At 63.6% G+C, this 901-nt stretch carries 1 protein-coding gene; it reads left to right on the top strand.

Annotated elements, in window-relative coordinates:
* The coding region (locus tag ABEH27_RS25680; RefSeq protein ID WP_346616248.1) for an immunoglobulin-like domain-containing protein at positions 1-901 on the top strand (901 nt) is incomplete at both ends.

Consider the following 901-nt stretch of genomic DNA (forward strand, 5'->3'; position numbering starts at 1 on the left):
ACGTCTACAAAGACGCCGGTCAGGTCAAAGTAAGTGTCACCGGCACCACCGGTGGCGATTTCGAGAATCTGGCCGTTAATCCAGCCGAAGCCGTCACCAACGTCAGCGATACGATCGATACGTCGACCGTGACCCTCACTGGTAACGCTTCGGTCGTGGAAGGTGGCGTGGTCACCTACACCGCGTCCGTCAGCGCGCCGGTCACCGGTTCGCCACTGATCGTGACCCTGGCCAACGGCCAGAGCATCACCATCGGTGTCGGTGAGTCGTCCGGTTCGGTCAACTTCACCGCGCCGAACAACGTCTACAACACCAACGCTCCGCTGACCAACAGCATCAGCAAGGTTGAAGGCGGCAATTACGAGCAGCTCGAAACCGCAGGTAACCCGACCACTACCGTCACCGACAGCCCGGATACCCAGGCCACTACGGACCTGGTGCTGAGCGCCACCGGCGATGTCGCTGAAGGCGGTCAGATCGTCTACACCGCCACCCTGAGCAACCCGGCGGGCACGGCGATGACCGTGACCCTGAGCAACGGCGCGACCATTGCTATCGCTGCCGGCCAGTCCTCTGGCCAGGTAACGGTCGCGGCGCCGGCCGATGACGTCTACAAAGACGCCGGCCAGGTCAAAGTGAGTGTCACCGGCACCACCGGCGGTGACTTCGAGAAGCTGGCGGTCAACCCGGCCGAAGCCGTGACCAATGTCAGTGACACCATCGACACGTCGACCGTCACCTTGACCGCCACTCCAAGCGTGGTCGAGGGCGGCACCGTGGTGTACACCGCTTCGGTGTCGGCCCCGGTCACCGGCAGCCCGCTGGTGGTCACGCTGGCCAACGGTCAGAGCATCACCATCGGTGTCGGTGAGTCGTCCGGTTCGGTCAACTTCACCGCGCC

It is taken from the genome of Pseudomonas sp. P39-UII1 (assembly GCF_039672635.1).
Taxonomy (GTDB): Bacteria; Pseudomonadota; Gammaproteobacteria; order Pseudomonadales; family Pseudomonadaceae; genus Aquipseudomonas.